This window comes from Rhodopirellula sp. MGV, from assembly GCF_002251265.1.
In the GTDB taxonomy this organism is placed as follows: domain Bacteria; phylum Planctomycetota; class Planctomycetia; order Pirellulales; family Pirellulaceae; genus Stieleria; species Stieleria baltica_A.
The window spans coordinates 133,736-159,577 of record NZ_NPDI01000037.1 but is presented as its reverse complement, the minus strand read 5'-3'; the positions used below and the strand labels follow the sequence as shown (position 1 = coordinate 159,577).

General features: G+C 55.1%; 23 protein-coding genes. 7 read left to right on the top strand and 16 right to left on the bottom strand.

The window, feature by feature from the left end; translation table 11 throughout:
• The 4 genes from CGZ80_RS12665 to CGZ80_RS12645 all read left to right on the top strand — a co-directional run.
• The coding region (locus tag CGZ80_RS12665) for a hypothetical protein (protein WP_233148391.1) at nucleotides 1-1,208 on the top strand (1,208 nt) is incomplete at its 5' end.
• Nucleotides 1,209-1,312: 104 nt separating this feature from the next.
• Complete coding sequence (locus CGZ80_RS12660; protein ID WP_233148390.1) at nucleotides 1,313-2,605, top strand: hypothetical protein; 1,293 nt, start codon at nucleotides 1,313-1,315, stop codon at nucleotides 2,603-2,605.
• A gap of 260 nt (nucleotides 2,606-2,865) precedes the next feature.
• Nucleotides 2,866-4,236: a J domain-containing protein gene (locus CGZ80_RS12650; RefSeq protein ID WP_094414887.1), complete on the top strand. Its 1,371-nt coding sequence runs from the start codon at nucleotides 2,866-2,868 to the stop codon at nucleotides 4,234-4,236.
• A gap of 61 nt (nucleotides 4,237-4,297) precedes the next feature.
• Entirely contained in the window at nucleotides 4,298-5,116 is an 819-nt protein-coding gene (locus tag CGZ80_RS12645) for a hypothetical protein (protein ID WP_158222678.1), read from the top strand.
• A gap of 83 nt (nucleotides 5,117-5,199) precedes the next feature.
• On the opposite strand, the gene CGZ80_RS12640 is transcribed toward CGZ80_RS12645, so the two are convergent.
• The gene (locus tag CGZ80_RS12640; protein WP_094414883.1) at nucleotides 5,200-7,938 is read right to left on the bottom strand and encodes a M16 family metallopeptidase; all 2,739 of its coding nucleotides are present in this window, start codon (nucleotides 7,936-7,938) and stop codon (nucleotides 5,200-5,202) included.
• Nucleotides 7,939-8,216: 278 nt separating this feature from the next.
• On the opposite strand from CGZ80_RS12640, the gene CGZ80_RS12635 reads away from it, so the two are divergent.
• Nucleotides 8,217-8,555 carry a Rieske (2Fe-2S) protein gene (locus CGZ80_RS12635; protein ID WP_094414881.1) on the top strand — a complete coding sequence of 113 codons (339 nt, stop codon included), beginning with the start codon at nucleotides 8,217-8,219 and terminating at the stop codon, nucleotides 8,553-8,555.
• On the opposite strand, the gene CGZ80_RS12630 is transcribed toward CGZ80_RS12635, so the two are convergent.
• From CGZ80_RS12630 to CGZ80_RS27955, 5 genes are all read right to left on the bottom strand, one after another.
• The gene (locus CGZ80_RS12630; protein ID WP_094414879.1) at nucleotides 8,552-8,965 is read right to left on the bottom strand and encodes a DUF423 domain-containing protein; all 414 of its coding nucleotides are present in this window, start codon (nucleotides 8,963-8,965) and stop codon (nucleotides 8,552-8,554) included. The genes CGZ80_RS12635 and CGZ80_RS12630 overlap by 4 nt on opposite strands.
• Nucleotides 8,962-9,372 (bottom strand): response regulator transcription factor, encoded by a 411-nt coding sequence (locus CGZ80_RS12625; protein ID WP_094414877.1) that lies wholly within the window; start codon nucleotides 9,370-9,372, stop codon nucleotides 8,962-8,964. Before CGZ80_RS12625 ends, CGZ80_RS12630 begins: the two co-directional genes overlap by 4 nt.
• Nucleotides 9,373-9,521: 149 nt before the next feature.
• Nucleotides 9,522-10,370: an alpha/beta hydrolase gene (locus CGZ80_RS12620; protein WP_094414875.1), complete on the bottom strand. Its 849-nt coding sequence runs from the start codon at nucleotides 10,368-10,370 to the stop codon at nucleotides 9,522-9,524.
• 382 nt (nucleotides 10,371-10,752) lie between these two features.
• The gene (locus CGZ80_RS12615; protein ID WP_233148389.1) at nucleotides 10,753-11,652 is read right to left on the bottom strand and encodes a MerR family transcriptional regulator; all 900 of its coding nucleotides are present in this window, start codon (nucleotides 11,650-11,652) and stop codon (nucleotides 10,753-10,755) included.
• A 219-nt stretch (nucleotides 11,653-11,871) separates the two neighbouring features.
• Nucleotides 11,872-12,033 (bottom strand): hypothetical protein, encoded by a 162-nt coding sequence (locus tag CGZ80_RS27955; RefSeq protein ID WP_158222677.1) that lies wholly within the window; start codon nucleotides 12,031-12,033, stop codon nucleotides 11,872-11,874.
• Between the two features lie 409 nt (nucleotides 12,034-12,442).
• On the opposite strand from CGZ80_RS27955, the gene CGZ80_RS12610 reads away from it, so the two are divergent.
• Nucleotides 12,443-13,354 (top strand): sigma-70 family RNA polymerase sigma factor, encoded by a 912-nt coding sequence (locus CGZ80_RS12610; RefSeq protein ID WP_409994544.1) that lies wholly within the window; start codon nucleotides 12,443-12,445, stop codon nucleotides 13,352-13,354.
• A 47-nt stretch (nucleotides 13,355-13,401) separates the two neighbouring features.
• Nucleotides 13,402-14,787 carry a TIGR01777 family oxidoreductase gene (locus tag CGZ80_RS12605; protein WP_233148387.1) on the top strand — a complete coding sequence of 462 codons (1,386 nt, stop codon included), beginning with the start codon at nucleotides 13,402-13,404 and terminating at the stop codon, nucleotides 14,785-14,787.
• A gap of 76 nt (nucleotides 14,788-14,863) precedes the next feature.
• Here the strand turns inward: CGZ80_RS12605 and CGZ80_RS12600 are convergent, their stop codons facing one another.
• From CGZ80_RS12600 to CGZ80_RS12555, 10 genes are all read right to left on the bottom strand, one after another.
• Nucleotides 14,864-16,288, bottom strand: coding sequence for a hypothetical protein (locus CGZ80_RS12600; RefSeq protein WP_094414869.1), 1,425 nt, complete (start codon nucleotides 16,286-16,288; stop codon nucleotides 14,864-14,866).
• A gap of 128 nt (nucleotides 16,289-16,416) precedes the next feature.
• On the bottom strand, nucleotides 16,417-17,874 hold the full coding sequence (gene flgL / locus CGZ80_RS12595) for a flagellar hook-associated protein FlgL (RefSeq protein ID WP_094414867.1): 1,458 nt from the start codon (nucleotides 17,872-17,874) through the stop codon (nucleotides 16,417-16,419).
• 4 nt (nucleotides 17,875-17,878) lie between these two features.
• Nucleotides 17,879-19,843, bottom strand: a complete 1,965-nt coding sequence (gene flgK, locus CGZ80_RS12590) for a flagellar hook-associated protein FlgK (protein WP_094414865.1) — start codon at nucleotides 19,841-19,843, stop codon at nucleotides 17,879-17,881.
• A 2-nt stretch (nucleotides 19,844-19,845) separates the two neighbouring features.
• Nucleotides 19,846-20,373 carry a hypothetical protein gene (locus tag CGZ80_RS12585; RefSeq protein WP_094414862.1) on the bottom strand — a complete coding sequence of 176 codons (528 nt, stop codon included), beginning with the start codon at nucleotides 20,371-20,373 and terminating at the stop codon, nucleotides 19,846-19,848.
• A gap of 70 nt (nucleotides 20,374-20,443) precedes the next feature.
• On the bottom strand, nucleotides 20,444-20,797 hold the full coding sequence (locus CGZ80_RS12580) for a rod-binding protein (RefSeq protein ID WP_094414860.1): 354 nt from the start codon (nucleotides 20,795-20,797) through the stop codon (nucleotides 20,444-20,446).
• A 17-nt stretch (nucleotides 20,798-20,814) separates the two neighbouring features.
• Nucleotides 20,815-22,155, bottom strand: coding sequence for a flagellar basal body P-ring protein FlgI (locus CGZ80_RS12575; RefSeq protein ID WP_094414858.1), 1,341 nt, complete (start codon nucleotides 22,153-22,155; stop codon nucleotides 20,815-20,817).
• Between the two features lie 15 nt (nucleotides 22,156-22,170).
• Entirely contained in the window at nucleotides 22,171-22,809 is a 639-nt protein-coding gene (locus CGZ80_RS12570) for a flagellar basal body L-ring protein FlgH (RefSeq protein ID WP_094414856.1), read from the bottom strand.
• Entirely contained in the window at nucleotides 22,806-23,888 is a 1,083-nt protein-coding gene (gene flgA, locus CGZ80_RS12565) for a flagellar basal body P-ring formation chaperone FlgA (RefSeq protein WP_158222676.1), read from the bottom strand. The genes CGZ80_RS12570 and flgA overlap by 4 nt, the downstream gene beginning before the upstream one ends.
• Before the next feature lie 33 nt (nucleotides 23,889-23,921).
• Nucleotides 23,922-24,701, bottom strand: coding sequence for a flagellar basal-body rod protein FlgG (gene flgG, locus CGZ80_RS12560; protein WP_094414852.1), 780 nt, complete (start codon nucleotides 24,699-24,701; stop codon nucleotides 23,922-23,924).
• A gap of 90 nt (nucleotides 24,702-24,791) precedes the next feature.
• On the bottom strand, nucleotides 24,792-25,508 hold the full coding sequence (locus tag CGZ80_RS12555) for a flagellar hook-basal body protein (protein ID WP_094414850.1): 717 nt from the start codon (nucleotides 25,506-25,508) through the stop codon (nucleotides 24,792-24,794).
• Nucleotides 25,509-25,842 lie beyond the last annotated feature (334 nt).

Here is a 25,842-nt window from a genome sequence, read left to right as displayed (position 1 = left end):
CGATCGCCGCGTTGCCAGAGATCTATTCGATCGAAACTCCGGTGCGTCGACCGAAGATCACACTGCCGATCGCGGCAATCCCCGAAACGTATTGGATCGAGCCACCAATAGAGCAAGCGGTGCTGCCGCTTCCGATCGTTGCATCGCCTGAGTTCTATTCAATCGAGTTGCCTGCTCGTCGATCTGTCGTCGCACTACCGATCGTTGCTTTCCCAGCGGTCTACCAAATTGATTTGCCATCGGGTGATCAACACGCAGAAGAACAAGAGGCGGTGGATCTGGTCGCTGAGGATTCAGATCAATTCACCGTAGCTTGCCCTGGATGTAAAAACGAGTACACGGTTCCGCGAGACGCGATCGGCGAATCAGCGGAATGTGAATGTGGCTTTGTGTTCCAAATCAAAGACAACGTCGATGCGATCGACACGGCATTGTCATTCGATTTGGTTCCCTTCCCGCCGATCGTCAAAGATCGGACGGGGGAACGGGCCAATCAGCCTTCGCCAAACGCCAAAGAATCCACTCCGGTCGAGCTTGCTGAGACGGTTCGAAATCGGGACCAAGGCAGCGATTCGGAAGAACCATCGTGGTTGTGGGTGCGATACATGGCATCGACACTGGCCGTGATCCCGATTGCCGTTTTGATTTTCTGGGGTGTACTTCAGCCTCGGGCCTATCGGGTCGCATGGGAGGCGGCGCTCGAGCGATTTGCGGCACAGGAATCGACAGAGGTGATACCGACGGTCGCTCCAGTTGTGCCAAGTAGCTCGGCTAATGTAGTGCCTGCGGAGGAAATCGAATTGGCAAGTGCCGAATCAAGGGAGCAAACCCAGCGTGAACTCTCCGAGTTTTTATTGCCAGTCGCCAAGATCGCGATCGAACTTCGCGACCAGCCGCGGCTTGATCGGCCAGCATTGAAACGGTTCTCTGGTGTGATTGAATCGTTGCGAGATCGGCACCAAGACCTAACCGAGCGAGACTTGTTGTGGCTTGGTGAACAGTGGTCGTCTTTGGGCGAGCGAGCAATGAATGCAGATCTTGCATCACGTTGCTATTACCAAGCGTCGAGCGCCTATTCGTTGTTGCTGACCGTTGATCAAACAGACGTCTCGAAAGCGTTTGCCGAAGAGCAGCACCAGCTATTGTTCGAACGCTCACGTGAGCAGCAGCGGATCGCGTTAATCGAGTCAGGACGCCAGATCCGGTAGCCGACATCATCTGAAAGCCGTCTGTGCGGATCTCGTTTACGCGGCAGTGGTGTGTAAGACTTTGCTAGACTGTCATGCTCTTTCAATCGAGATGACAGAGGTGAATGATGCGACGTCGAAAAGCCCATTGGTATTCCAGTTTTGCTTTGGCTCTCTGTTGGCTTCACGCTTTGCAAGGCGTTGCCAACGGCGGAGAACAACTGCAGCAGCTTTCCAGGCAAGTCGCGGCAGCACAGCAAGTCTTCTGGGCACGTTTCTATCAGGAGCGGACGGGGACTTTTGCGGACTACCTGAGCAGCTATGCGCCGGGGAAAGAGTTGGCTCATTTGCCTACTGCCGAAGAGGTTTCGCGGCAATATCCCAATCCTTGCGGATACGGCACGGGGATGGAGGACGGTCTGATTCTCGGTGGCGCAATGTTAAGTCTGTTGGTCGATCAGTACGCGGTCACGCAAGACAGGAGTCTTCACGACCAAGCGAAGTCAGTCTTTGAAGGGATTCAAAAATGTGCCACGGTCCATGGAGTGCCGGGCTTTCTGGCTCGCAATGTTTGCGCCGAAGATCAGCGAAGCGTGTATATCAATTCGTCTCGTGACCAGTACACACATGCGGTGCATGGTTTATGGCGGTATTATCGCAGCCCACTTGCCGACGAATCGACGAAGCAATCAATCGCAAATCAGTTGGCAGCTGTGGCCGATCGCATGATCGAATTCGTGAGACCGGAAAACGGATACGATTTCTGCCGGGCTGACGGTGAACGTTGTCCGCTTGGCATCTGTCGAATGTGGAATGTTCAGCCACATGAGGCGGCGCGATTGCCGATGATTTATGCTGCGGCATGGGATGCGACGGGCGATGAAACCTATCGGGCCCTATGGCGAAAGTACCTGCCCGATGCGGTGGTGCAGTCCGCGAATCCGGATCGCAATATGCCTGCTTATGCGATGTTGCAAATGCAATGTTCGTTGGAGCTATTGTACGAACTCGAACCCGATGAAAACCAAAAGCAAAAGCTGTTGCAGATCATGCAGTCTGTCGCGGAACTAGCTGATCGGCGCGCCATTCGGATCAGTGGTCAACTTGCGAGTAAGTCTGACGAAGAGATGTCAATGTTGGGACCTGACTGGAGAGCCGCGAAAGTTTGGATCAACCAAGGCGGCTATCTCAATCCGCAGTGGGGGCCTTATCGAGAGATCTGGAGTTTGACTCGCGAAGTTGGGGAAGCGGCCTTGGTCCCTTTGATGGTCAAAGGATCGGATCTGACTGATGCTCAGCGCGACCGACTGCAAACACTGATCGCCGAAACCAACTATTTGCATCGTTCCAGTTGCGGGATTGTCTATCACCTTGCTGCCTACTGGAAAGCGCTGTTTCGTGCGCAAGTCAGTGAATAGTCCATCGCAATCAGTTTCTTGGCAGAGAACGGCAAGTACATCGCTGCCGATCGGTGCGTTCTCAGCAGACTGGTTGGCCGCAAGCCGGTGACGGCTTGCGATTGGATTCTCGCGCGGATCAATTCGAACAAACCGCAGTTTCGATCGATCTCCCACCCATCCGTGCGGTGGTAAATGCCAATTCTCGCTTGGTTTCGATCGGGAATTCAATCAGAGTGCTAAGTATTGAGCCCTGTCGCACATCAACTGATTGACACCGCATGTCGAACTCGCTGGACCTGACTAGATTTTATCGCGATTGGCTTGAGATTCCGGCTGATCGTTTGCCACCGAACCATTACGCGTTGCTCGGGGTAAAGGATTTCGAAGCCGATATCGAGGTGATTGAAGCGGCCGCGAAGGCTCGCGGCGCTTATCTTCATCAGCTAGCTTCCGGCCCAGAACGGAAAACCGTACAGGAATTGCTCAATCAAGTAGCCGTTGCCAAACGCACGCTGCTGTCACCCGAGCAACGTGCGTCGTACGATCGATCCATCGTTTCACCAACCATCGTCCAAACAAGTGACGCCCAACCCGCGAACGGTGAAACGGAACCCGAGGCGTTAAACGGCCCAGCGTCTCGTCGCTCGGAGTCGAAAACTTCTTCCAAGCCGAAATCGTCTGGCGCTCGGAACTTGCAAGTTATCGGGATCTCGGCGCTTTCTTTGATTTTGGTTGGGGGGTATTGGTTGACCCGCGATCGCGGCGTAAGACGTGCCGCAGAAGCACGAAAATTGAGCGATGATTCGGTGGGCTCATCAAGCGAATCGATTCCACGAAAGTCAGCTTCGGCGGCAAAGTCTGGGGCTGTTTCGGCGCCACGCGAAAGTCCGGTCGTCGCCAGGAAACGCACCGGAAGTGGACTGGGATCGGGAATGGATTCGAAGTTTGGCGACATGTTTAGTGACATCGAATCGCAATCATCGAAGGTTGCCAGTGAGCTGAAATCTAAGCAGCAAGGTTTTCGACCGCTCGCGGGAATTTCGATCGGGCCCGTCGAAACTGAAGGCGGTCCGGGTGATTGGCCGGATCGTTTAGACGTCATCGAGGCCTTTCCTAATTCGCTCGAAGACCGCTTTCGCATCGACGGCGAAGCGGAGCGATACGCTGTGGAGCTGACTGGAATTCGAATCGAACCAGACGAATCGGGCGACTCTTTCCAGCTAATTGATCAGAAACGAGGCGTGCTAGCCGGCGACGCGGTCGCGATTACAGCAACGATGCCGGTCCAAGAGGGCGTTTCACCAGCAATCGCGATTTCGATTGCCGGAATCCAAATCGGATTGAAATCCTTCGGAGAAGGCGTCGAAGTGTTTGCCAAGGACCATATCGAAGGTGCAAAGCCCAACGGCATTTTGAAGCTGGTCTATGAAGGTGGCGAGATATCGCTCTTGGTTGGTCGAGATCCTTCGGTGCAAGACCGTCTGTTTTGGAAGACGAGAGTTGGGGATCAGGTTCACTTCGGGACGGTTGATGGTACCATCCTGGACGAAGAGGCCAGCGTCGCGGTGGTGATCACGGCCCCCGAGAAATCGGTGGATCCGCCCCTGTCGCTTCATTCCATCGCCAGGACCGCCCTGCTGTCGGAGTGATTGGGCCAGTCCCCTACTTCGGCGCTATGGATCGATGGGAAACGATTTTGGAGAACACGGAATGCATGGGTTGATCATGATCGCTTCGGCGGCGGCGATCATTTTGTTGGTCAAGTATGGTTTGCTTCGTGGCATCGACCACGTTGCCGGCGCGATGAACTGGAGCGTTAAGGCTCGTGGCAAATTGACCGGATTTGCGACCTCGGTTCCCGAGTTGGTTTGTCTCGTCGCGGCGGGGTTGTCTGGCGTTTGGGAAGCCGGGCTGTGGAACATCGCCAGTTCGAACATTATCAACTGCGTGTTGATGCTGTCGGCGGTGCTCGTCTATCGACAGTTCGGTGATCTGATGAACCGGCGGTTCATCGACGAGATTGCGTTCGCAGGCTTAGCGATCATGGTGCCAATCACCCTGATGTACTGGGGGATGGACACAGAGTGGTACTTAGTACCGTCACTGCTGTGCTTCTTTGGTTTCTATCAATTCGTCGACCAAAAGGTAAATCCGCCAAGCGAGACTGAGTCGACTAGTGAAGAAGCTGTCGGGAATCTTCCGTTTGGAATCATCGTGGCAAGCACGGCATTGATTGCCATCGCGATCGCAGGAATGTTTCTCGGCGACTCGACCGCGAAAGTGGTCCTGCAGCTTGGCATCCATCCGATCGTTGCCGGTTGGATTTTAGGATTCGTCACCAGCATTCCCGAGATGGTGACGTTCTTTGCCGTTTACGCGACCGCCAAGAGAGAAGGTAAACTGCATCACCTGGATGACACACAGGAGGCGCTCGATAATCTGACTGGATCAAACATGTCCAATGTCGGGATCATCTATCCCATCGGGCTCGCGGCGTACCTGCTGGGTGCGCTATTGATCGGCGGTTAACGCATTTGACGCATGCGAAAAAAAGCCTGACGTGACGGATGATACCGGCACGCCAGGCAAAATAACAACGCCGCGGCCGGTATCTACTCGGCAGCCTTCTCGAATTCGCCGGCGACCGAACGAACGAGTCGATCCCAGTGAATGTATTTCACGATCGCCGCGTTTACCGAATCGACCGTTGCGGCCTTGATTTGCTCGGCATGCTTCGCGGCATGTTCCATCGTGCGTTCCATGAACATGGTTTCGAGCAGTTCGCCCACAAGATTGGCATCATCGGTGCGGCGGACCACTTGGCTTTGAAGATACGCTTGTTGTGCCTTTTCAAGCTCCTCTGCGGTGACGCCGTCTTTGCGAAGACGTTCGACTTCTTCACGAATGACTTCGATCAGTCGGTCTTTGTTCTCTGGGTTCGTGATCGCGTAGATGGTGAAATCAACACGGTTATCTTTTGGCCGAGAAGTCAGCCCACTGCGAACGCCATACGACAGGCCTTCTTGCTGTCGAACGCGATCTGCCAAGCGGCTGCTAAGGCCGCCACCACCTAGGATATAGTTGCCCAAGACGAGTGCCGCGTACTCGTCGCTGCTGTCTTCGAGTTGCATTTGCGACTGCGAAAAATAAAACGCGTTCGCTTTATCAGGCGTATTGAACTCCGTCAGGCCGCCTTCGATGTTATCGTTGGCGGGGCGATCAATGCGGACGTATTCAATGTCGCTGGACCAGTCGCCCAGAATCGTCGTGATCTGTTCGCGGATTTCGCTGCTATCGAAATCACCGACAACAGCCAATTCGCCACGGTTGCCGCCGACCAGGTCTTGGTACGCTTTATTGATCTCGTCAATTGAAACGTTTTCATACATCGCGATCTCTTCCTGGACCGTTTGCACGTAACGAATGTCGTCGGTGCCGTAAGGCGACAAGCGACGGCGAACGTCTCGAGGTGCGATCGATTCAGGCATCGTACTGCCCTGACGCAAGTTGGTGACGATCTGGCGGCGTAGCACTTCCAGTTCGCTTCCATCGAGTCGCGGCGAGCGGAGCACTTGTCCGAGCAGTTCGATGACTTCGGGAAGGTACTCGCGTTTGGTTTTCAAGCTGACTTTCAACAAACCAGGAACGGTGTTGATCGACAGTTCGGCACGCAATCGCGTGAGTTCGTCTTGAAACGCTTGGTAATCGAGTTTTTCAGTACCGCGGGTCATCATGATGCCCATCAGTTCGATCGCACCCAAGCGGTTGATCATCGCGTCCGCGGTGCCAAAGCGTAGGGTGAGCGATAGATTGACTGAACCGCCACGAGTTTGCTTGGGAAGCAATGCGAATTCGATTCCGTTGTCCAGCTTGCCGCGTTCGGTTCGGCTTTCAATATTGGCGGGCGAAGGGTCAAACTGCTCGCCTTGTTGGATCGCTTCGCGGCCTTTGTAGTCTTCTAGACGCGCGATCAAGTTGGGCGATTCTGGGATGGTGATTCGCTCTGACGTTTCCGTCGGAATGAACAGGCCCACGGTACGGTTGTTGCGCACCAGGTAGCGTTTCGCGAATTGTTGAACCTGTTCCGCGGTCAAGCTTTCGACGACATCGCGGAACAAGAAATACAAACGCCAGTCGCCTTGCGCGGCCCACTCACTCAGCGAGATGGCAAGGCGATCGGTTTCGCCGGCTTCAAGTTCTCGTTGCTTTAGGATTTGTTGTTTCGCCCGCTCGACTTCTTGTTCGGTGATCGGGGTTTGTGTCAGTTCGTCTTCGAGGATCGAAATCAGTTTCGCTCGTGCATCTTCGATCGATTTATCTTCGGGAACCTCGGTCAGAGTCATCAGCACGCCCGGATCGGCAAACGCATAGGCAAGTGCAAAAACATTGCTGGCCATTTCGCTTTCAACCAAGCCCTGGTACAGGCGACCGCTGGGTTCATCACCCAAGACGATTGAGAGAGCTTTCGCGGCGGCAAATTCTGGGTGGCTGCCGGACGGAATGTGGTAGGTCGTGCCGACCAATTGGACATCGCCGACGCGTCGCAAAACCACGGTGCGTTCACCATCTTGCGCCGGTTCCGTGGTGTAGGTGGGATCGATCGGCGTATCGGGGCTTTCCAAACTGCCGAAGATCTCGCCGATCATCGTCGTCGCGGTCTCGGGGTTAAACTTGCCGGCGACGATCACCATGATGTTATCGGGGCGGTAATACTTGCGATAAAACTGACGCAAGTTGACCACTGGCACACGCTCGATGTCGCTTCGGTTACCGATGGTCGATTTACCGTAGTTGTGCCAATCGAATGCGACCGACTGCATACGCTGCATCAGGATTCGGAACGGCGAGTTTTCACCGCGTTCGAATTCGTTGCGAACGACGGTCATTTCGCTTTCCAGGTCTTCGCCGCGGATGAAGCTGTTAAGCAAGCGATCTGCTTCCAATTTCAACGCGAACTCGAGGTTTTCGTCCGAAGCTGGCAGCGTTTCGTAATAGTTCGTGCGGTCAACCCACGTCGTGCCGTTGAAGCGTGCGCCGCGGTCTTGCAGTACCTTGGGGACGTTCGGATTGTCTGGCGTTCCCTTGAACAGCATGTGTTCGAGAAGGTGTGCCATCCCGGCTTCGCCATAGCCTTCGTGTCGCGAGCCGACGAAGACAGTCATGTTGACGGTGACGACTTCTTTGCTGTCGTCGGGGAACAGCAGCACGCGGACACCATTGTCCAGTTTGTATTCCGAAATACCTTCGATTTCAGTGATTTTCATTAGTGCGGGGGTCGCCGCGTCGCTTTTGGCAACCGGCTTTGCGGGGGTGGTGTCCTCGGACTGGCCCCAGACCGGATGGGCAATCATGCATCCGAGGAGTACCAAGGGGGATATCGAATTGCGGAGGCGACGCTTCACTTTCAAACTCCATCTAGTCGTCACTGGCACGCCGGCGGCATCGCTTAGCCGACCGGCGTATTGGGAAACGCGGTATTGTCTGGCGTCACATTGTATCGAAGGTCACAACCGCGACACAGGCAGGTATCTATCCGGTGTTTCCTTAGCGGGATAACTTGACGGCAACCGAGCCTCGGCGTTCTGGGCTTCGGTGATGTCCGGATGACTTTTTAAGAACACTTGCGACGATGGAAGAAAATAACGGAACACAGTGGATTGACGTCGCGTCCGTCGAAGATCTTGCGGAGGGGCAAGCGATGGAGGTAGTCGCTCAAGGCGAGGTCATCGCGATTTTTCGGAATGGCGACCAGTACTATGCGCTCGATGGTCTGTGTGCCCATCAAGGGGGACCGATCGCGAAGGGAAGCTGCTCGACCACCGACAAAGGCGAGCCCTGTGTGACTTGTCCGTGGCACGGATGGCAGTACGAATTGGCCACCGGGATCCAAACGATCAATCGTCAGCCGTTGCAGCGTACGTTTCCTGTTCGTGAAAACGGCGGACGGATCGAAGTGTCTCTGGGCTAACCGTCGTGCGCAGTCGTGGTGTTGATTGGTGATGGCTTGATAAATAGCAAGCTAATCCATGCGGCGATCCAGGCCAGTCCACCCAGCGGCGTGATCGCACCAAGCCAACTGGTATCGGTAAGGACCAGCACGTACAGGCTGCCGCTAAATAGCAGGATCCCAATGACGAACAGTGCGACGGCGATTCGCGTGCACTTTCCGCACGGAAGCATGGTCATCGCCAGGATCGCGACAGCGTGCACGAGGTGGTAACGTGCGCCGACATCAAATTGGTCGAGGCGTTTTTGGAGATGGTCCGGGTCATCGGTGTAGCCCGCGATTAGATCGGGTAGTCCGTGTGCCCCGAACGCGCCGATGATCACACCGAGCGCGCCTGCGATTGCCGCTGTCGATAGAACGCTGCGGTTCATGCGGAAGCAAGCTGCGTATCGACGGCACGAATCAGCTTGTCCATTTGGAATGGTTTGCGGATGTAATCGCTGACGCCCAGCAGTTCAGCATAGGCTTTGTGTCGGCTACCTTCGTTGCCCGTGATCATGATCACAGGGACCATTGTTTCATTCATCCGGCGAAGTTTTTCGAGCACCAGGAACCCGCTCCGTTTCGGCATCATCATGTCGAGGATGATCAGGTTGGGTGACTCCTTTTCGGCGAGTGCCAAGCCTTGATTGCCGTCTCGGGCGATGATGACTTGGTAGCCTTCATTTTCGAGTGCGTAGCGGACGCTCTCGATGATTTCGATGTCGTCATCAACGATCAGGATTTTGGCCGTCTTGCTGGCGTCGTTTACGGGGGGCAAAGCTTCTTCTTCGGCCATCAGAGTTTCTGGAATCAGGGGGCGCTAGCGGTGGGATGAAACGCAGCTGCGGGGAGTTTACCCGGCCGTTGTTGGTTGGGCCGTTGCTTGTCGCGTCGAATCGTTTCGAGTGGACTTGCGGTGGGTAGGTTCGCTGCGTGGGGAGGGGGTTAGTTGTCCGAGAACCGTACAGGGCTCGAATCCCAGTCCGACATTTTACCGATCGGCGCCGAGCAAACCACATGTTCCATGACCCAGCGATCCAAATCGGACAAAACAACTGTGTCCATTTCGTCATCGTTGACGTACTGACGCACTTCCAGTTGTGCGTCGATGCTAGCCGCGTTGTTGATTTGCTTCGCAATCACGTCGTAGCAGTAGCCGTCGCGCTGAACGGCATGTTGCCAGAGCATCGCGACGCGTTGCTGTTTCAGTTGTTGCAGTTCTGCGTTGCTGAATTCGGGCATGCAGAATTCGCCACCAAGTGAGATCGCGGCGGCAAATAGGCTTGGGTAGCTGAGGGCCATTTTGAGGGCCATCGATCCACCTTCGCGGTATCCGGCAAGCACAATGCGTCCTGCGTGCACGTTGTATCGTTCACGGGCTTGGCTGACAGCCGCGATGACCGAATGACGAACCTGCTCGACAGTCGCTTCGCTGTTTCCCCATGCGTAACGATGGCCAGAGGCGTCGGCGGCGCGTGGGGCTCGGATCCCGGTCGCGAGGTAGTTCCGCGTGCTGATGTGTGGCATCACGTGGTTGACTTGGTTTTCATTGAAACCGTCACTGTGCAACCAGACAATCAGCGGGTACTGGTAGTTCGCTTCGTAATGCAGTGGGACGAAATAGGATTGTGGTTTGGGGACGCTGACCCACGCCCCAGTGTCCTCGCCCGAAAGATGCTTGTCGCTCTCGGAAAGCAGTTCGCTGAGCTCGTCAAACGACTGGCCCGCTGCCAGTTCCTCCGCGAATTCCTGTGTGTTGGCGCTCCCAAGGACGGATGCATCAAAACGGTTCATCGCAGACCGGAATCTAGCTAGAGAAGGAAGTTCCAACCACCGAAGTGGTTCGCCTACAAACGTAGGGTGAGCAACATTCGCATGTCAACGCTGAAGCGAAGTTCCAGATCGCGAAACCGCCTTTTTGATCAGAACTGCTCAAGTCGTTGGCGCAATCCTAGGACAAACTTTGCAATTCCAGCAAGAAGAGTTTCTCAACGTCTTGGGCTATGGGTGAAACCAGCCCCTTAGGAAACGTCGGCCCGTCATTGCCCTGGTGATGCAGCGTTTGGGCGTCGTATCGGGTGCTTCAAAGTCGCACGTCGCTAGCATTTGAAAATGCGCCCGCCATCGGATTACACTTCCGCCCGCAAAGTAAGTCAGCAGCGCATTCCGAAGGGGCTTAACGCTTCAGCATCGATGCAAGTTCGACCAAGTGGCGGAGGCTATCGCAGTACGCGGTGTAGCGAAGTTTCGGACGCAGCACATCGTCCAAAGCACGGCCGCCAACAATCATCGACATGTTGTCGTCCAATGCATTTGCCAAGCGATTTTCCTCGCGGATAAATTCCTGCGGATCGGCAACCGAAGTGACGCTCAGCCAGACCAGTGTTGGGCTGTATTCTTGCACCGCTTCGATACACGAATCCAGCGGAACATTGTTTCCTAAGTTGATCGCGTTCCAGCCGTTCTCGCGGAGCGCCAGTTCGACCATTGCCGTCGGCAGTTGGTAAGGATCGGTCGCAGGGGCCGCGCCAATCGCTATCGGCGCATTAGCCGGAAGCGTGGGCAATCCATCGCGTAGTTTTTCGATCAGTCGCTGGCAGATCAGGCAGCTGCGACGCTCTTGGTAGACCTTTAGCTCACCGCAATCCCATGCCTGGCCTATGCCACGCATGGCGTCGGTGATCAAGTCCTCAGCTGCTTCGGCACGCCCCCAGCCCTGGGACACGCGTTCCAGCAAAAGTTTCATGCAGTGTCCTTCATCGCCAGCCGCCAAAGCAGACCGAAAATCGTGTTGCGTCGGTTCGTGGCCCTCCCCGGGTATCGAAGGGCGGCGCGCAATCGGTGGGCAGGCGAGGGTTAGTTCCACTTCATCGATCCCAAGCACATCGGGATCGACGAGCGACCTCCGGGTGGAACGCAGGAATTCGCGGAGTGCGGTCAGAGTGATGCGGCGGTGTCCGCCGACCGTCCGCATCGTCGGAATCGCACCCTTGTCACACCATCGTTTGACCGACGATTCGCTGACACGTAGCGACTGGGCGACTTCCTTCGGCGAGAATTGGACTCGTTTGGACACCACGGCAAAGGCAGACTTCGTTGTGGAGGACGGGGCGGGAAGAAACGATCAGGCGGCGAATCAGGATCTGCACAACTGTTTCCAGTGTACGGATTCCAGTGTACAGGCCATCGGACAGCTTCTGGGGCACGAGCCCCACTTGGGATGGCGGATATCCGCCGGTGTTGGTTGTCGTGGAGTCTGATGAACGAATTCATGTCAAAAACGTTCATTGCTCCGTCAGATCGTAGCGAAAACGTTCAATCCGCCAAGTTGCAAACCGTCAGATTCTTGGTGTGCACCCGCGTCGTGGCAAGTCTTTTCGGTGTAGTTGTGCCAATACCGCTCGTGACAATCCGCACAGAAAAACCAAGTGGCCGTTTCAGTCTGGCCGGAGAGCATCTTTTTCCTGCCTCCGAACTAACGTGAAATGCCGTATTTTTCGGCTTTTTTTAAAGTAAAGCGGCGGAGCCTGTTCGGAAACGGGAATTTCTAAGTAATTACGGTTGTCGCCCATTGTCCATGAACGGTCACAGGAATATACCGTAATGAACGTTTTGAACGAATTGATCGCCTACCGGATTGTGTTCAAGGATCTCTAATGTCTGCCAAAGCCATGCTCGACCGCCAAGACTCGAATACGACCGGAACTGTGGAAGCTCGAACCCCAGCAGTTGCTGAAGGCAGCAAAGTTGCCAAAAAACAGAAGGCGTCGAAGAAGATTCGTGCACGCGAGCCTTCGTGGGTGCGATGTTCCGAACTCGAAGCTGCCAATTCAGAGATCGAGGACTTTTTGACGTCTTACGATTCGATGGAGCCGGCTGAATTGAAGGTGGCGATCAAGCGACGGCTACGTGAGGAATTGGCGTTCATTTCGAATCCGGAATTCAGCGATCCGCAACTCGGCAAACAAGTCTTCGATCAGTCGCTTGAGTTGGCCCCACGGAAAGCGGAGCTTGGAATTGCGGCCGTTCGTCGGAGCGGAATCGATATGCCGATTCACCTGGGCAGGCTTTGTGAAGCTCCTTTGCTGAACCCGGAACAGGAGCGACTGCTATTTCAGCGAATGAACTATCTGCTCCAGCAGGCAGAGGTGCATCGCAGCCAACTCAATCCACAGCGACCGTCACGAGTAAGAATGGAGTTGATCGACCGACTGATCGCTCTTGCCGAATGGCATCGTGACCGAATTGTCGAGGCCAACTTGCGTTTGGTCTTCTCGATCGTCAAGAAATTCGTCAATCCAAACAACAACTTCGATGACTTGTTAAGCGATGGTATTGTTGCCTTGATCCGGGCGGTTGAAAAGTTTGACTTCGACCGTGGGTTCCGCTTCAGCACTTACGCAACACAAGTGATCCGCCGCAACTCTTACCGAACGGTTGTCGTAAAACAGCAGGAACGCCAAAAGACGGTCGGCGGTTTGCAGGATCTTGACCTCGACATCACCGACGAGGGTCGCGAGTCGGCGATCAGTGAAAAACGTTGGCATGAACTGCGTAGCCGATTGTCCGTGATGCTGGACGATCTCGATCGTCGCGAGAAGCTGATCATTCGTGCCCGGTTCTCGCTTGGGTCGCATCGCAAGGTCCATACGCTTCAGTCGCTAGCGAACCGTTTGGGCGTTTCCAAAGAGCGTGTCCGACAACTCGAACGTCGCGCAATGGAAAAGTTGCGTGCGATGGCGGGAAAAGCTAACTTGGCCGAGTTGGAACCACAGTGATTTTGGCTCCGGGATACTCCAAGTAAGGCAGTCCACCTAAGATTCTCGTGCAACAGTTCGTCGCCTCTACAACGCTGCCGGTAAGTGCGGAAACCGCATTCGCGTACCATGAACGCCAAGGCGCTCTTGAGCGTTTGATTCCGCCCTGGCAAAGCGTCGAAGTTGTCAGCAGTGACAAGAGTCTTAAGCCCGGTAGCGTCGTTGTTTTGAAAGTTTCGATTGGCCCGGCGTCAAAGACCTGGGTCGCCGAGCATGTCGACTACCAGCGTCCCGATTTTTTTGCGGACACGCAACGCTCGGGGCCGTTCGCAGCTTGGAACCACCGTCACGAGTTCCTCAGCAGTTCGGATCAACGTTGCGTACTTCGCGACCGTGTCGAATATGAGTTGCCAATGGGCACGATCGGTCGGCTTTTCGGAAGCGATCTCGCGCGGCGACAGCTGGAGTCGATGTTTGCCTATCGCCACCGCGTCACTCTTGACGATCTGCGATTGGCATCGAAGTACAACCGTGACCCAATGACGATTGCGGTGTCGGGCGCGACTGGTTTAGTGGGCAGCAGGTTGGTGTCGCTATTGAGGCTGCTTGGCCACCGCGTTTTGCGATTGGAACGCACCGCAGAGAAAGCTGACGGTGAAGATTCGCTTGCTCCTTGGAGTCGAGAGGAAGACGCCCAAAGGCTGAACGGAATCGACGCTGTCATTCACTTGGCTGGAAAGTCGATCGCTTCGGCGCGGTGGACTGAAAAGATAAAGCAAGAGATCCGCGACAGTCGAGTGGACCTGACCACCGAGCTTGCAAACAAACTTGCAACGCTTGAGACGCCGCCAAAGGTATTCGTGTGCGCTTCGGCGACAGGCCTCTATGGGGATCGCGGCAATGAAGAATTGACCGAAGCGAGTAAACCAGGAAACGATTTTTTAGCGTCAGTCGCTCAGCAATGGGAAGCCGCTTGTCAGCCTGCGGCCTCGTCCGGCATTCGCGTTTGTAACGCAAGGTTTGGAATCGTGTTGGACCCCCGCGGAGGCGCACTACAAAAGATGTTGCTTCCCGCGAAGCTGTGCGGCGGTCACTTGGGAGATGGGCATCAGTGGTGGAGTTGGATTGCGCTCGATGATGTTGTCGGGGCGATTTATCATCTGATTTGTGACGAACGCGTCACTGGCCCCGTCAACTTTGTCGCGCCAGAACCGATGACCAATCGGGACTTTGCCAAGACATTAGGGCATGTGATCTCGCGGCCTGCACTCGTTCCCGCACCCGCCTTTGGGTTGAAGCTCGCGATGGGCGAAATGGCCGACGCGCTGTTGCTGGCCAGTACAAAAGCTGTCCCCAAGAAGCTCCAGGCGACCGGCTATCACTTCCGATTCGAACGAGCCGAAGAAGCTCTTCGATATTGTCTTGGGATTGATCGGCTGGAATCAAACGATTAGGCCGCAGTCGACGTACTGTTGAGGACGCTGTTTTTCCGCGAACGCCAAGAGTGATACGGACAACCTGGATCGGCGGTTAAGTTCCAAGAAGCGAAATTCGACTAATCCCTTGCGGAACATCGACGCAGATCAGTGACTTTGGCTCCAGGTTCACGAAACCATTTGGCCGCAGTTGTCTCTGTCGGCTAAATCGTTCCAGCGGGATTCTCTGGCTGCCGTGACGAATCGAATCGGGGATCACGTAGGGAGTGGAGGAGATCTCCAGTGTCAGGCCGGGACACGCGATCGGCGCCACAATCTCCAATGTTCGGTCGTCGTTCCATTCGATTGACGTCAATTGTTTTGCAGCGTAGTAGCGACCGATCTCACTGCATTTCATCCAAATTGTCTGGTCCTCAAAATGTTCTTTGAGTGAGCGGACGACTTGCTGAAAGGCGGTGAATCCAGACAGGTCGCCGTTGCAGTACATTCCGGGCCAGTGACAGAGCATGACGGCGGGTTCGCCGCGACGGATCAAGTCAACGAGGCGACCCGAGGTGCCGTCGCGGTTGCAATATCGATCGGGGTCGCTGCGTTGGGTACCCTCCCAACTGCCAAACCAATCGCCGGTGCCGGCTGGTACGTTCACGGTCAGGCGTTCGACGCTTTTTGACGAGTCAGTGTATTCGAGCGTCGGGACCGTTGACTCGCCATCGTCTCGCACATATTTGAAATAGTGTGGCAGGTCCGCTCGAAAAACGTCACGAACCGCTTGATGAACGGCGATTGGCAGCTTTTCTTTGACTCGATTTCCGAAGCCTCCTGGTGTCGTGATGCCTTCGCAGGAAAGACCACAGTTCTTTAAGATCTTGAGCGCGTATGCGAGGTAGGATGCCAGGTGATCGACACTGATATCAGATTGCGGGTAGCTGTTTTCCATGGTCGCGGGCGTTGCGGTTTCCATGGGGCGTCCGGTGCTGAGATCGATCACGCGTGTGTGCGAGATCATCTCCGGATGGATATCCCAGTTGGGCATCATCAAGTCACGAACTAGCGCCAAGGAGTCGTCGAGTTCGCGTTTGGACCATCCAGGCAGAAAGCGGTCGAGCCATCCGACACAAGCGGGATAAGGCACGATGCTGTATTTACCTTTGACACCGTATTCGCCACACCATTGGCCAAACTCACGAACGAAGGAATCCGGAATCTCGCGTGGCCATTGTTTCCACGGTTGGCGATAGATTTCTCGATCAGGCCACGCCTGGGCGAACTGCGGCATGCAGTAATGCCCCATATTCACCAGGCATGTCGAATCATCAATGATGAATGCGAGTGGAATGCGACCACGTGGGTGAACGACTTTGGCCGTTCGGCGGTGCGTGATCGACGATTCCTGCGCATCCGCTCGATGGAACGGCAGTTGTGAGCTCGCAAGTGATCCGCCGAGCACTCCAAGCGTTGTTCGGCGATTAAGAATTGCACGCCGTGGAGAAACTTCCGAGAGTCGGTTTGGAGTGTCCATACAATGCCAAATTCTGTCGAGGCCAAGTTCAGTCGAAGGGGATCGTCGGTTAAGCGATAACGGCACACGCAGGTGACCGACCTATCATACACAAAACCGACAGCCTCATTTGAACCGCGACGAGTTGGCTAACGCAGGAATTCCAACAGTCCGAGCGAAGAGACGTTGGCGGTCACTGCGTAGGTGTACTGCAGCAGCGTTTGCGAATTCTGCATGCGGATCACGGCATCGGGGAAGTCTGTGCCTTGGACTTCGGAGATCGACGTTTCGGCGGAAAGCATCATGTCGTCGACGCGGGCTTCCATGGTTTGCATCGTTTTCAGCGAAGTGCTTTGTTGGCCCATCGCGGCAAAAATTTGGCTGCCTGCCCGATCAAGTTCTGTCCAGCGTCGGTTCAACGCATCTGAAGCACCGGCCGAGTCTAGTCCTCGCACGTTTCGCAAGTCGTCAGCAGTTGCTTTAAGAATTTGGAAAAGATCAGATGTCCCCGGGAACTCCAGTTGGTCATCACCACTTCGCGTGATGTTGGTCGAGTCGATGGTGACGTAGCGTCCGGTTGCCGAATCGGTCACGGTTTCTTGAGCTGCGAAGCCGATCGGAATCGTCGATGCTCCGTCGTCGATGCTGAGTGTGCCGGTGCCTTGAAGGTTGACTGTTCCGGAGAAGCCCGCCGTAACTGCCGTCGTGTCGACGTAGACAACGCCTCCGTCCTGGCCTTTGACTTCAAGGTTTGTATCGGAATTGGTAAACGAAACGGCGGGACCGTTGTTGAGCGAAATCGTACCGAACGCACCAGTGCCACTTGTGTCGTCGATGGTGATGGTGTGGACGCCGATGTTGCCGATCACCGTATCGCCAGAGACGGAGTCGGTTCCTGTGGCAATACCCGATCCTCCGAAATAGGTTGTCGCGGTATGTTTGACCTGCAGCGTGGCGCGTCCGAGGACCGTGTCGGTGCCGCCACCAAGCTTGGCACCCGAAAGTCCGGCAAGTACTGTCGGTTGGCGTCCCGAAGCACCGAAGACTTCTTTTCCAGAGTAATACGTGTCGATCGAAATCGATTCACCGATGTGTGTTTGGCTACGCTGTGCTGAGCCTTGGTAGTTCGAGATGGGCAGCCCGTTTTCATAGGGCGAATTTGAAAAATCGAACGGCGGGCGATCCGATTGAGTTCCGCTGAACAGGTAGTTGCCGTTGAACTTCGTCAAGCCGATTGACTTGGCTTGCTCAAGCAAGGCGTCTATCTCGGTCGCCAGCGATTCTCGCTCGTCCGAATCGAGTGCTTGGATCCCTTGTTGGATAAGCGTTTTTGAATAGCTGACCAAGTCACTCGCGTCTTGCAGATACGCGACGCTGGTATTCAGCGTCGACGTGGCGAGATTGATTGAACTCTTGTCGGCTTGGAGGTTGACGAATTGGGTACGCAACGAGCGAACACGCCGATAATCAATCGGTGCTTCGGAGGCGTTTTCGAATCGCATACCCGACGAAATTTCCTTCTGTGCAGAGAGAAGTTTCGTATTGTGCAGCGACGTGAAGTGAATCGCGTTGCGTGTAAAGCTTGCGTTGGTGACACGACTATTCATCGACTTACCTTAAGATCGAAAAGAGCTCGTTGAGAATATTGTCAGTCGCTTGAATTACCCGCACCGCAGCCTCGTATTGCTTTTGGTATTGCTGCATATAAACAAGCTCCTCATTCAAATCGACAGCCGATTTGGAGTCGCGTTCATCCTGCAGACGCAACTTATACGCACCCAAACTATCGGAGAGTTGTTCGTTCGCTTTGATTTCGAATCCGATCCCCGTCGCGATTTCGTCCGTGTAGCTTGAGAAAGAACGATTACCCGGCATTAACGGCGCTTCGTAAACGTCGATGAAACGGGGCAAGTTGGATGTGTCAGACGGTGCTCCTGTTCGCCCACTCGCGAGCTTGGTCGGGTCCTGCAGCAACTGGTCAGCGACATGAATCGTCCGTGCATTGGTACCTGTGAAAAATGAATTCAGCTGCAAGGCTGACGTCAGATTCACCTGGTCAGGATCACCCACAAACGTTGAGGAGAACTGGTCCGCATTGTTCAACGTCCCGGCATCAAACGCAAACGTGACCCCGTTCGGCAATTCGATGTCAGTGCCCGGTTCATAGCCTTCACCGAGGTTAATCTTTTCGACTAGCCCGCCGCCAGAATCCAAGACGTTAACAAACAGGTTCGATGACTGGCCGACTGTACCTGTTCCTTCGATTTGAAACGTGTACGTTTCGTTGGTGCTATCGTTGTAGGTTCCGCCTAGCGTCGCGACACTCGTGCCCGTGACCAGCGAAAGATCCGGCTGCGTATCGATCCCGCCGGCGAAATCGAATTTCGTTCCTGCTACGCTGGTAATTTGCAGTTTTCCGGTGGCGGAGTTGACTGCCGCGTTCAGCCCGGGGAGCGACGAGATCGTAGCAGCGATGTCGTCAAGGCTATCGACGTCTGGGTTGATCGTAAGGGTATACAGCTGGCGGTTGCCATTTGCATCAGTCAATCCGATCGTCAAGTCACCGGGTTCTAAAGCGGCGTCGGTGATTGCCGTCGAAAGCGGGTCGCTTGATGAACTGACCGCCTTATTCGAAATCAGGTTTTGGAATCCGCCCGCGGCGCCAATGCCCGTTCCTTGGATCTGATTGATCGTGTTGATAAATTCATTGGCGAGTCTGTCGAGCTTCTCTTCGATCTCTGGGATGGTTTCGTTGTACGCTTTGACCAAAGCACCCATGCGACCGTTGTCGACAGTCAGCGGTGACTCGCGTTCATCCATGAAGATTTCGATCTTGTCGGGGCTGCCACCGACTGAGACGACATTCTCATGATTCCCTTGTTGCATCGAATGGCGGCCGATCGTCAAATTCAACGTGCCATCGAACTGCTCGCTACGATGCAGACCGATCGCCTCGGCCAACCGATTCAATAGCGCGTCTCGGTCATCCAGTTCGTTATTGTGCTCGACGCCTTGCGCTTTGAACTGCGCGATCACAACACTTAAATCGCTTAGCTCAACGAATTCGCGGTTCACATTTTCGACTTCATGGTCGACTTGCAAACGCACGGTCTGTTTGAGACTGTTGAGCTGTTCCGACGCATTTCGCAACGCTTCTGCGAATTGTTGCGCGGACTGCAAAACGGCTTCGCGCTGCGCCGGTTCGTTCGGGTTCGCAGACAGGCTTTTGAACTCTGCCAAGAACTCGTCCAGGGTTCCACCAAGTGGGTTGTCGCCGGCTAGCAACGCGGACTCGATTTTCCGCTGAATGCCCAGTGACTCTTCGACAAAGCTGACGTCCGAGGTAACGCCGGTGAGCGTCGCTTCGGTGATCTTGTCTTCGATGCGGCGGATGTTGGAGATGTCCACGCCATTGCCGATACGGTGACCGGCAACCAAGTTGGGAGGCACAGTCTTCATATCGACTTGCCGGCGGTGGTAGCCTTCGGTGTTCGCGTTGGCAATGTTGTTGGAAACGACCTGAAGCGCGAACTGGCTGCTGCGCAGTGCCGATAAGCCGATGTTGAAGTTGGGCATCTTTAGCAATTCCTCCCGAAGATTTTTTCGGTTGGCAGTTTCACCGATTGTCCAGTCGCTTGGTAACTGGATTGGTCGTCAGTACATTCCAAGATGCCCATCAGGTACCGCCGATGAAAGTCCATGGAGTAATAAATGACAGCTTGGGTTGCGGTTAAACTATGGCGTGCATGTTCGAGGCGATCGCTGACGGCCTTCCGCCTTTTGTCGAACTGTTCGGTTTTATCCTCAGAGGCGCGCTGGATTAACTGGCGCATCCCGACGTTTTGAGGGCTTGCATCGCTCAGCTCGTCGGACACACTTTTCAACAGTTGTTGGCGTGACAGACGGCTTTGCTCGGAGCGATCTTTGAGTTGCTCAAGCAGCGGTGCGACACGCTCCAGTCCGTCACTGGTCGGGCCGTGGATGCCTTTGCCCTCCAACATCGAAGCCATGGTCGCGTTCAACGCTTCCAATGTTTCGGCCAGTCGTTCTTCGAGTTCGAGGTGCGATTCCAGCATCGCGTCATAACTGTCCGTGTGCAGCCTCATTGCTGATCCATAGGTAGGTAGGCTGGGCCTGCGAAGGACCCGTGACTGTCGTTTAGTAAACGGTTGAAACCTAAGAAACCTTTGACAGGCTTTCCCCAACTGAGGGTTTGCCGTCCTGTTGGCTTGCGTATTGTTCGGCCAACATCTGGCCAATGCCGATGGCGTTGGACTCTGCAAGGTGTTTTCCGATGAACATGTCGAACATCCCACCGAAGGAGTCACTTGATTCACCACCGAAGAATCCTTCGTCCAGCGAATTTCGCATCTCCTTGAGCAGCATCGATACAAAAACGCTTTCAAACTCGTTGCCGACTTGCTCCATGTTTTGAGCGGACGCGGCAAATCCATTCCCGATTGATCCACTGCTGATCGCAGATGCTCCCGCGGGCATCGGCGTGGGCATGCTTGACGAAATTCCATCCATCGCAATTCTCCCTTTGTTTACTCGATTACCAATTCGGCCTTTAGTGCACCATGATTCCGCAACGATGTCATGATGTTGATTAACGTCGTGGGTGACACCGCAAGCGTATTCAACGCGGTGGCAAGGTCGCCCACGGTCATGCCTGCGGGGAGCACGTTGTAACGTCCACCGCTTTCGAATAGGTCGATTCCCGTGCGTGGCAGCACAGCGGTATCGCCACCGGCCAAGGCATTCGGTTGTGACGCGACAGCCGTTTCGTTCGTTGCGATCACGATGTTTTCGCTCGCAAAGAGGACCGGGGCGATCTTGACATGGTGGCCAATGACGACTGAGCCCGTTTTCTGGTTGATCACCACTCGTGCCGGTGTGTCTGGTGTGACACGGAGGCTGCCGATGATCGAGATGAACTGTGTGACCGAGTCGCTAAACGCTGGCGGAATAAAGACGTCGACAGTGCCACTGTCGGTCGCGCGAGCGTATCCGGGAAAGACGCGGTTGAGCGCGTTGGTGATCTCGGTTGCTGTGGTATAGGATTTGTTACGCAGCACAATTCGGATCTGGCCATTGTTGACGATGTTCGTGCAAGGGATCTCGCGTTCGACGATCGCTTCACAGACGCCAACGGTCGGGTGATTGACTTGAACCGATGCCGCAGCCCCTTGGGCACTGATGCCGCCGCCGATGATTGGCCCTTGGGCGATGGCATAGATTTCGTCATCAATCCCACGGAGGGCGGTTTGGTTGAGCGTCCCGCCACGCAAGCTGGACGCATCATCGGCCACCGACACCGTGACCAGAATCGTTTCCCCTTTGCGAGCGAACGCCGGAATTTTTCCGGAGACCAAAACGGCGGACATGTTCTTGGTGTCAACCGTCCCGACGCGAAGTCCGCGATGCAAGTAAAAGTTGGTTGCCATCTGGCGTGTTTGAAGAGACTTTCCGCCGGTACCGCTAAGCCCAAATACAAGTCCTTCGCCTGAAAGATGGTTGACTCGATCACCCTCGATAAAGGTGATGTCTTTGATGCGAACACTGGGGTCAAAGCGTGTCGCCGCGTCCGCAAGATTTGGCAGCACATTTCCTGGGTTGGTTTGTGGTGCCAATTGCGGGTTGATCGGATTGGCCACCGCCGGTGCTGGCAGGGCCGCCGCAGGAGGCCCTCCGCCAGGATTTACCGCGGGCGGCTGCGCGCCGCCGGGAGGGAGCGCGGGCAAGCCTTGGGCAACGACAACGTTCGTGCCGCACCAGCCGATCCATAGGACAGCGATGACGCAATCAGTGATCGCCAGAGTTAGTCGGAACAACGTTGGTCGGAACAACTTGAAGCTCATCCGTTTTGAGTTGGGAGGGGACATCATCGTTCGCTCGCTCCTCTAGAAAGGCCACCAACGATTAAATCGTGTGCTCAGCCAGCCTTGGCTTGTGAATGCTTGCTCCGCCCCGTCCGCATCCAACGTCAAACGTAGATCAGCGACCAGATAAGACGGCACGGTATTGCCGGGCAGAATGTCATATTGACGGACCACACCGGTCAAACGAAATCGGCGGACGTCTCCTTGAACGCTGACCGAACGATAACCTTCGATCACCAGGTTGCCGTTCGGCAAGACGTCAACCACCGTGACTGAGAAGCGATCGTTGATCGCGCGGGCGCTGCGGAATTCCGCGTCACCGGTAAAGCCACGTTGGTTGGCGCTGTTGGTGTTTAAGAGCGCGTCGCCGACGCTGGTTCCGACATCACCGCCGAAACCATAGTCGAATCCCTGCGAGGAACTGGATTGGCCCTGCTTGTCCATGATCCGTTCATCTCTGTTTTCAACATCGGTGCTTTCGGCGATCATGACCGATAGCGTGTCGCCCCTTTGTCGAGCGACGAAGTCACGGTATTGATCGACTTGGTTCACACTGCGTCGTTCAAACAGACTTTGCGCGCTTGCATGTTGGCACCACAGTGCAGCGGCTACCAACCAGGTGAACATCCAGACGAAGATCGTGAAGCGAATTTGGGTCATCGAACAATACTCCTTTGCCAGGCTGGCGCAACAGTAGCCAAGTTGGCGCTAACCACTTCGGCGTTAAACCGTTTGCCAGATTTTGGGTTTAGCACTTCGATGGTGTCACCGGCCCGGCCGGGTTCCATCGCACGCGCATTTTTAAGACGAATCTCACCCGCACCGGCACGAATTACGACATCGATCAAGTCGTTTCGCCGGACGATCGGTTGAGTCGCGGTTTGGGTCGTGATCAGGTGGTTGGCCAACAGAATCGTCCCCGGGGCGATGTATCGGCTGGCGGCGCGACCGGCAACCGAGTTGGCGTCAACAAAGTCAGCACGCGAGGTCATCGTTCGATCGACAATCTGAAACATCGAATCGGTGATGTTGACGCCGCGACTGATCGGCTCTTTCGCGACGGCGACGCGCATCGAAAGCCCAACGGTCGCGTCCAGCCAGACTTGGTGTGGAATCGAAGTTTGCGTGGTGCCTTTGGCGATACATTGCAACTGAAGTCGCGTACGTCCGATGGGAAAGTCGTTGCGTGGGGCCAGAGAAATCGTTCGCGTTGATATTTCGAATTGATTGACGAAGCTTTCCAGTTGCGTCTGGTTTTCGAGACGGATGTCAATTCGTTTCGCGTCGATTCCAAACTGTTGACCGAGTTGGCTTTCGATAATGCTTGAGATTTGCTTGGATTGATGACCGGGTGATGCGGACACAACGGAAGTCGCCGAAGCGCCAATCACTTGGAATTCGTCTCGCGAAAACCCGGCAAGCAGCAATCGTGTATTCACCTGGCGCTGTGACACTAGGCAAGGCTCGCCGTCATGGATTGCGTCCAAGTCCAGTCTCGCAATCAGCCGACGGTCGGTTGTTGATCCGCCCTCGATTTTGGCGACATCTCCGACCCGAACGGTTCCATCGGTCACCGTTGAACGATCCGTATTCATGGTCAACACAAGGTTGCCGGCAACGGCCACGTGACAAAGCAGCCCGTTTGTCGCGAATAGCATCACGATCATGCCAGCCCATGCATGGGCTAACGTCAGTTGATGACGCGGACGGAGGCTTTGTTGGTGTTCAAGCTCGTTCATGTTCGAGATCCATTCAAACATTAGGGCGATTGCTTACCGAACCAGGTCGCTAGCCGACGACAGCATCTCGTCGCCCGCACGGATGGCACGCGAGTTGATTTCGTAGGCTCGCTGTGCGGTGATCAGCGAAACCAATTCAGAAACGACTTCAACATTGGAACCTTCGACATAGTTCTGTCGGATCAGTCCGTTGCCGTTTACGCCAGGCAACCCCAGTACCTCGGCGCCACTTGCAGGCGTTTCGATGTAGAGGTTGTTGCCGACGTTCTGCAGACCGGCAGGGTTGGGGAACCGTGAAATCTGGATGGTTGGGCCGGTGGCCGAGATGCCGTTCTGTTGATAGCTGACCACGCCGCCAGCCGAGATTGACAAGTTGGTCGCATCGGGAGGAATCGTAACAGGAGGATCGAGAAGGTAACCGTCCGCCGTTGTCAGCCGTCCTTGGTCGTCGCGTACGAAGGATCCATCACGCGTGTACGAGATGTTGCCATTTTGCGTGACCTTAAAGAAACCTTCGCCTTCGATCGCCATGTGCGTATCGATCTTGGTTTCCATCGGTGTTCCTTGTGAGAACAATGTGGTGGTTCCAACTGTGCGGACACCACTACCGATTTGCAGGCCGATCGGTTTGATGATCCCGTTGGCGCCCGCAGCCCCTGGAGGGCTATGGGTGTCGTAGATCAAATCGGCGAAGTTGACGTGCTTGCGTTTAAAACCAGTCGTATTGACGTTCGCCAAGTTGTTGGCGGTGTTGTCAATCATGAGCTCTTGGGCACGCATGCCGGTCGCGCTGGAATAAAATGCTTTTAACATCGGCTTGGGTCGCTACAAGGAAACGGACAATCGAGACGAAGGCGAAAATGTTTGACGCGGGAGGGCAATCGGCAAACAGATTCGACTCGCCTAAGAACGGATGTACTCGCGGAGTGAATCGGAAATCGAACTGGTCGCCTTTTGCACCGCCTCGTGTTGACGCGTGTTAACGATCAGCGAGATCAATTCGAACACCGGCTGCACATTGGACAACTCGTGTTGGTTTTGAATGACTTTTGCCGGCGTATCGCTTTCAACCGTATCTGGCCCACGCGTGAATGCGATCGCTCCAAAGGGGATCAGCGTTTCGTTGTTTTGAAACAGGTGCGTTTGAATTTTGCCAAGCTGGTTTCCGTTTGCGGAAACGGTTCCGTCGCTGGCGATGGCAATGTGCTGTTCCGGAATTTCAGGACCGATGACAATCGGACCGTTTTCGCCTTGGATCGGATAGCCGTCTTCGTTGACGAGTTCGCCGCTGTTGGGTTCGCGGAACAATCGGCCGTTGCGAGTTAGGATCTCTTGCGTACCGTTCTGGAATGCAAAGAACCCGTCGCCAGAGATGGCAACGTCGAGAGGCCGGCCGGTATCGACCAAGCGACCGGGCCGGAAGTCGGTTGAGACCTTGGCGACCTCGGGACCCAGGCCGGCGGTAACCTCGGGAACGGTTTCATTGAATCGCTGGCGAACAGCCGGTTGCACCCGACGATGTCCGCTGCTGTTGACGTGCATCAGGTTGCTGCTGATCAGCTCTTGTTGCTGCGCCAGCATTTGCATGGCGGACGCGCCGCTGTAGAGACCGTTGATCATTGAACCTTCCGTGGTAGACGTTGCGACTGACTTGATCCGGCAGGTATCAAGTTCTTCGACCGTATAAACTGTGTCGAATATTCCGCTTCTTGCGGTGAGCTTATCGGGTCCGGTTGAGCAAGAACGGCGGAGGGTTAACGGACATTTGTTCGTCGGCCGCGGGCCGCCACGCGTGAATCTGTACCGGTTTCGTCGTGTTTCGTGGCGTGTTGGGTTCCAAATCCCCCACCACCGGGGCGCTGTGTGTGTTTAACGCATTGATGTTCGTTGCTCCCGTCTGATAACTGATCCCCATGCCAGTAAGGGTTGACCCTCAATGGCACACGTTTGATCG